Below are 5,518 nucleotides of genomic sequence, written 5' to 3'. Positions count from 1 at the left end.
GATCAGCTGGCATTCGTATGGCCAGGTTAATACGCCTGACGGTTTTGAAATCTATTCTCAGCTCTTTGATGCGGAAGGCAACAAGGTCATCCGGACAATCTTTGACGGCGGTGACGGGGACGACACGCTCAATCTGTCTGCAAGCAGCAACAACGAGACCCTCCTCGGCATGGCGGGGGACGATAGCCTCACGGGTGGCAGTGGTGAAGATGCGCTCCTTGGCCATGAGGGCATGGACACTCTCGCTGGCGGTGGCGGCAACGACACTCTGACAGGGGGGGCGGGGAACGACACCTTCGTCTTTGATCCCGGTTTCGGCAAGGATATCATAACTGATTTCGTGGCTGGCGCTGGGACGGAGGATGTCATCGAATTCAGGGGTGTGCCCAACCTGACCTCCTATGCGGATGTTCTGAACAGCGCGGCGGATGACGGCGCTGATACAACCATCACCTTGGATACGGACAACAGCATTGTCCTGAAGAATGTGGTCGTGTCGGAGCTGTCTTCCGACGACTTCCGGTTTTACGCGTAGCGCACAGGACCCATGGTGTCGCAATCACATACACAGGACGGGCTTGGCCTGCTCAGCCTGCCGATCAATCTCCTGATGCTCACTAGTTTGAATTGGAGACCGTAATGACCCTTACGAACAACACACCGGTTTTGGCAATTGCGTTGCCCAATCAGTCTTCAGCGGAAGATGAGACTGTGAGCTTTGTCCTGCCAGCAAATGTGTTCACGGATGTGGATGGCGATGAACTGACCTTACGTGCGGCGCTTGTTGATGGTGCCGCCCTGCCGGACTGGCTGGTGTTTGATGCGGCTGCAGGGAGCTTCTGGGGCACACCGCCCCAGGACTCCAATGGCACATTGATTGTAACCGTGACGGCCAGCGACGGGTCTCTTTCAGCAAGCAGCACCTTTGCGCTTGAGATTACGCCTGCCGACTATGCACTTGCCGCGACTGATGAGAGTGTTGGTCCGAGCGCATTCAGCATCAACGAATTCACCAACAGTTCGCAATTCTACTCGAGCGTTACAGCCCTCGCCCATGGCGGTGCGGGCGATGATTATCTCTATGGCGGCGCGGGCGATGACGATCTGCATGGCGGCGCTGGCGATGACTGGCTACATGGCGGTGCAGGTGCGGACCATCTGGATGGCGGCGCGGACCAGGATGGGGCGGGGTATTGGGACGCGACCTCCGGTGTGACGGTGGATCTGGGCGATGCTGCGAACAACACGGGGGACGCGTTTGGCGATGGTTTTATGTCCATCGAGAATCTCGCGGGATCTGCCCATGCAGATATGCTCTATGGGGATGAGGCCAATAACAGTCTTTGGGGTCTGGGCGGCAACGACGAGCTGCAGGGTGGCGGGGGTGATGATTATCTCTATGGCGGCGCGGGCGATGACGATCTGCATGGCGGCGCTGGCGATGACTGGCTGCATGGCGGTGCAGGTGCGGATGAGCTGAATGGTGGCGATGGCCAGGACGGGGCGGGGTATTGGGACGCGACCTCCGGCGTGACGGTTTTTTTGGGCGCCAATGGGACCAACACGGGGGACGCAGCGGGTGATGTTTTTGTGGCCATCGAGAATCTCGCGGGATCTGCCCATGCCGATACGCTGCATGGGGATGAGGCCGATAACAGTCTTTGGGGTCTGGGCGGCAATGACGAGCTGCATGGCCACGCGGGCAATGATTATCTCTATGGCGGTGCTGGCGATGACACGCTGCAGGGCGGCGATGGCGATGACTGGTTACATGGCGGTGCAGGTGCGGATGATCTGGATGGCGGCGCGGGCCAGGATGGGGCGGGGTATTGGGACGCGACCTCCGGCGTGACGGTTTATCTGGGCGCCAATGGGACCAACACGGGGGACGCAGCGGGTGATGGTTTTGTGTCGATCGAGAATCTCGCGGGATCTGCCCATGCCGATACACTGCATGGGGATGAGGCCAATAACAGTCTGTGGGGTCTGGGCGGAAACGATAGCCTCGATGGTGCCGCGGGTAATGATTGGATGTATGGCGGTGGTGGCAACGACACCCTGACCGGCGGGTCGGGAGACGACATCTTCGTTTTTGACCCCGGTTTCGGTGAGGATATCATAACTGATTTTGCGGCTGGGGCTGGGACGGAGGATATCATCGCGTTCAGGGGTGCCCCCAACCTGACCTCCTATGCAGAGGTCCTGAACAAGGCGGCGGATAACGGCACCGATACAACGATTACGTTGGATACTGATAACAGCATTGTCCTGAAGAATGTCGTCGTGTCGGAGCTGTCCTCCGACGACTTCCGGTTTTACGCGTAACGAACACCACGCATGATGTCACAATCACGCACCCAGGACGGGCTTGTTACGGAGTGCCTTCAGGCACTCCGTTCTACACTCGCAGGCATTGGCCTGCTCAGCCTGCCGATCAATCTCCTGATGCTCACCGGATCACTGTTCATGCTGCAGGTGTATGACCGGGTGCTGGCGAGCGGTTCGGTGCCGACGCTGATGGTGTTGGCTGGTCTGGCGGGTGGCATGTATGTGTTCTATGGCCTCCTTGAGGGCATCCGTTCGCGTGTCCTGCTGCGCGTCGGGCAACATCTTGATGCACAGCTGTCTGCAACAAGCTATGAATGCGCGATCACGCTGCCGGTTCTGATCGGCCGTAAGGCAGAAACACTCGACCCGGTGCGCGATCTCGAAACCGTGCGGCAATTCCTTGTCGGACCCGGGCCGACAGCGATCTTCGATCTTCCCTGGATGCCGGTTTATCTGACCATCATCTATGTCTTTCATCCGATCCTTGGGCTGGTCGCCATTGGGGGTGCGGTCTTCATTTGTATCCTGATCGGCCTGAATGAACTGGCATCGCGGACGCCGTCGGCAGACGCCAACCGGCATGCCGTTCAACGCGCGGCCATTGTCGAACAGGGCCGGCGGAATGCCGAAGCCGTCCGGGCCATGGGGATGACGGCAACGCTGAAAGAGCAATGGGAAGCGTTCAATGGAACGTTTCTCACAAAACAGCGACATGCGGCAGATATGGCGAACCTCTTTGGCACACTTACCAAATCCTTCCGCTTCATGCTGCAATCCGCCATGTTGGCAACAGGCGCCTGGCTGGCCATTGGTCAGGAGATCACCCCTGGCGTGATGATCGCGGCGTCCATTATAACGTCACGTGCGCTGTCTCCTGTTGAGGTGGCGGTGAGCCAGTGGCGCGGATTTGTGGCGGCCAGGCAGGGGTTCAAGCGTCTTCGGGATGTCGTGGAAGGCCGCCCGGAAGAGCCTGAGCGCATGGAATTGCCATTGCCGTCCAAAACTCTGACCCTGGAAAATGTCGTTTCGGGTCCGGTCGGCCATCCGGTGCTTCAGAATGTCGGATTTGCGTTGGAGGCAGGTGACGGGCTCGGTGTCATTGGTCCCTCGGGGGCCGGTAAATCGTCGCTGGCACGAACCCTGGTTGGTGTCTATCCGGTGCTGCGCGGTGCGTTACGGCTGGATGGTGCGGATCTCTTCCAGTGGGCGCCGGATCGGCAAGGTGCGTTCATCGGTTATTTGCCACAGGATATCCAGCTCTTTGCCGGAACCGTTGCCCAGAACATATCCCGCTTCCAGATGGAAGCTCCTCCGGAAGACATCATCCGGGCGGCAGAGCTTGCCGATGCGCAGGCGCTGATTACGTCGCTGCCGAATGGCTATGACACCGAGATCGGACCGGGTGGCAGCACATTGTCCGGTGGGCAGATGCAGCGCATCGCCCTGGCACGCGCGCTTTATGGAAACCCGTTCCTGGTCGTGCTGGATGAACCCAATTCCAATCTCGATTCTGAAGGCGAAACCGCTCTTACCAAAGCCATTGGTGCTCTTCGGGACTCCGGTTCGATTGTCATCGTCATCGCCCACAGACCAAGCGCACTGGCAGGCGTGGATACCGTCTTGTTCATGAAGGAAGGACGCGCCCAGGCCTTCGGGCCAAAGGAAGACGTCCTGCAGCAGGTTCTCACGCAAAGCCCCAAACCGGTGCGGGCGGTGTAGTGGCGACATGAGCGAAACTGTCCAAACACTGCGTCGTAGCATCAGGCGGCATCTGTGGGGCGCTGGTCTGTTCTTCTGCGCGCTTCTTGCATTTCTCATCGGCTGGTTTGCCTGGATGCAAATCTCCGGGGCAGTCATTGCGCCCGGCGCCATTGTTGTCGAATCCAATGTCAAAACCCTCAAGCACAAGGAAGGGGGCATTGTTGCAGAAATTCTTGTGCAAAATGGCGACCTGGTTCAGGCAGGTGACCTTCTTTTGCGTCTTGACGATGCGGTCACCCGCGCAAATCTTGCAGTTGTCAGTCAGCAGCTGGACGAATTGGTCGCGACAGAAGCGCGCCTGATTGCCGAACGTGACAACGCGACAGACATCGCGTTTCCGGAGAGTATCACCCGTCGTGCCGCGGATACGGAGATCTCCCGTATTGTGACAGGGCAGCGCCAGCTGAGGGCTGCGCGACTGGCAGGGTTGGTGGGGCGGACTGATCAGCTCTATGAGCAAATCAATCAACTCGGCAGCCAAATCGACAATCTCGAGGTTCAGGCGGACGCCAAGGCAGAAGAGATCGGCTTGATCGATATGGAACTTACCGGGCTCGAAAAACTGCTGGAAAACAGCTACGTCTCCACAAACCGGGTACTGGCGGTCCGCAGGGATAAGACCCGCCTGCGCAGCGAGCACGGGGCATTGCTGGCCGAAGCGGCCCGCACCGGGCTGGAAATCAGCGAAAGGCGCATCCAGATCCTGCAATTGCAGGAAGACTACCGGGCCGAGACGCTCCAGCACCTTCAGGAAACGCGCAGTGAGATTGCGCGTTTGGCGGAGCAGAAGGCCGCTTCTGTGGACCAACTCTCGCGCATGGATATCAGGGCACCAAGCTCAGGCTTTATCCATCAACTCAATGTGCACACGACAGGCAGCTTCATCAGCCCGGCAGAACCTATCCTGTTGCTCGTTCCGAAAGAAGACGCGCTTATTATCGAAACGCAGGTCGCACCGACCGACATTGATCAGATATACACGGGTCAGCAGGCCACCATTCGCCTGCCTGGTTTAAACCAGCGCACAACACCGGAACTGAAAGGGCAGGTCGTCACGATTTCCGCGGAAACGACCCTCGATGAGGGAACCGGCATGCGTTTCTTCACCGTGCGGCTCCGGTTTCTGGAGGGAGAACGGGAGAAGATCGACGGCAACATCCTGATGCCAGGCATGCCGGTCGAAGCGCTGATCCAGACGGGCGAGCGCACGATACTGTCTTATCTGATCAAACCAATCCAGGATCAGATCACCCATGCCATGCGCGAAGAGTAGCTTTCCCGGGCAGGCGGTTCATCGTGAGCGATGCGTACGTGGCTCACCCAAACCCCGACCGCCATCGCAAACGGGCGTAAACAGTCCAACATCAGTAGCCTGATGCCCTGGAGTTACGCCAAACAGGTGTGAGCCACGCACCGCTTACAGGGCGTT

4 protein-coding genes are annotated in these 5,518 nt (G+C 58.7%); all 4 read left to right on the top strand.

Going from position 1 to position 5,518, the window contains the following annotated elements; genetic code table 11:
- Positions 1-535, top strand: a 535-nt coding sequence (locus tag ACFWW2_RS06755) for a M10 family metallopeptidase C-terminal domain-containing protein (protein ID WP_393927087.1), incomplete at its 5' end; no start/stop codon positions are given.
- A 104-nt stretch (positions 536-639) separates the two neighbouring features.
- Positions 640-2,325 (top strand): putative Ig domain-containing protein, encoded by a 1,686-nt coding sequence (locus ACFWW2_RS06750; RefSeq protein WP_393927086.1) that lies wholly within the window; start codon positions 640-642, stop codon positions 2,323-2,325.
- A 12-nt stretch (positions 2,326-2,337) separates the two neighbouring features.
- Positions 2,338-4,047 carry a type I secretion system permease/ATPase gene (locus ACFWW2_RS06745; RefSeq protein WP_393927085.1) on the top strand — a complete coding sequence of 570 codons (1,710 nt, stop codon included), beginning with the start codon at positions 2,338-2,340 and terminating at the stop codon, positions 4,045-4,047.
- Positions 4,048-4,054: 7 nt separating this feature from the next.
- Entirely contained in the window at positions 4,055-5,362 is a 1,308-nt protein-coding gene (locus tag ACFWW2_RS06740) for an HlyD family type I secretion periplasmic adaptor subunit (protein ID WP_393927084.1), read from the top strand.
- Positions 5,363-5,518 lie beyond the last annotated feature (156 nt).

The sequence above is a fragment of the Yoonia sp. R2-816 genome, assembly GCF_046762905.1.
Classification (GTDB): domain Bacteria; phylum Pseudomonadota; class Alphaproteobacteria; order Rhodobacterales; family Rhodobacteraceae; genus Yoonia.
Note: the sequence above shows the minus strand (reverse complement) of the source record. Positions and strands in the feature narration are given on the sequence as shown.

Excerpts from the sequence above, each read along its gene's own strand:
- ACFWW2_RS06750 (WP_393927086.1), top strand. The coding sequence starts at position 640 with ATGACCCTTACGAACAACACACCGGTTTTGGCAATTGCGTTGCCCAAT.
- ACFWW2_RS06745 (WP_393927085.1), top strand. The coding sequence starts at position 2,338 with ATGATGTCACAATCACGCACCCAGGACGGGCTTGTTACGGAGTGCCTT.
- ACFWW2_RS06740 (WP_393927084.1), top strand. The coding sequence starts at position 4,055 with ATGAGCGAAACTGTCCAAACACTGCGTCGTAGCATCAGGCGGCATCTG.